The sequence below is a fragment of the Sphingobacterium sp. UBA7253 genome (assembly GCF_002472745.1).
GTDB lineage: Bacteria > Bacteroidota > Bacteroidia > Sphingobacteriales > Sphingobacteriaceae > Sphingobacterium > Sphingobacterium siyangense.
Genome location: NZ_DKSP01000066.1, coordinates 1 through 1,084, shown reverse-complemented (window position 1 = coordinate 1,084; position 1,084 = coordinate 1). Strand labels below are relative to the sequence as shown.

The 1,084-nt window shown below is 44.5% G+C and carries 1 protein-coding gene; it reads left to right on the top strand.

Annotation, left to right across the window (positions count from 1 at the left end; all coding sequences use genetic code 11):
- Nucleotides 1–1,084: carboxypeptidase-like regulatory domain-containing protein (locus B2X72_RS06035; RefSeq protein WP_286848588.1), on the top strand; the 1,084-nt coding region annotated here is incomplete at both ends.

The window sequence follows — 1,084 nt, the reverse complement described above, 5'->3', positions numbered from 1 at the left end:
GTAAAGGATGATTCAACTTCTTTTAGTTTGCCAATCAAACTCAAAGCCAATGGGATGAATTATCTCCGGCTGGATTCTATTCAATGGAGCAATGCATCCCAAGCGGCAAGATTGGCTTACAAACTTGTACGTGATGAAATTATTGTGCGTACCTTAGAAAACCCATTGCGGGATTCTATAAGCCATGGGCAAGAGATTGTTCCGCAGCTCTTAAAAATAGACCGGGAAGATTTTAGAACGAAGAGAAAGAATAATAAGGTCGCCAGGGTCTTAGTTTATGATGGGGATACGCCATTAATTGGGGCTAAGGTGAGTGTTCCGGATACCAAAAAACGATATTTCACAAGCTTTGATGGTAGTGTGGAACTTGAGCTCTCCGATGACAAAAATACGGTACTTGAGATTGCTGCTTTAGGGTACAATACCGCTACGGTCAAAGTCTCCAGTGGCAAAGATTATTTCGTGGAATTAAAGCCAAGCGAAAATCAATTGGATGAAGTGGTTGTTGTGGGGTATGGCGTCCAAAAAAGGCAATCATTGACTGCGGCAGTGAAATCGATCAATGCTAGGATGGATGGGGTGACTACAGCTATGCTGCAGGGGGCTGTAGCAGGGATTCGTATTCGTGGCGCTGCTCGTCCGGCCCCCAATGAAAAACCATTGATTTTAGTGGACGGAGTCCCTTTTGAAGGTGATATTTCAAGTCTTGATCCATCGACTATCGCGTCATTGAATGTGATTAAAGATCAATCTATGCTGGGATTGTACGGTGCGCGGGCCGCCAATGGCGTGGTGATGGTTCAGATGAAAGCTGGAGCATCTGCGACATCGACAGGTGCTGTGGATATGCCCTATTTGGAATCTGGAAATACAATGCGCGTGAACTTTCGCGATGATGCATTCTGGCAGCCAAAGCTAACTACCGATGCTCAGGGAAAAGTTAATTTTGAAGCGACCTATCCGGATGATATTACCAATTGGCGAACATTCTTTATCGCTAAAGGAAGTAAAAATTTCGCCGACATAAAAGAGCTAAATGTCAAATCCTTTAAAGCTGTTTCGGCACATTTGGCGACTCCCCGAT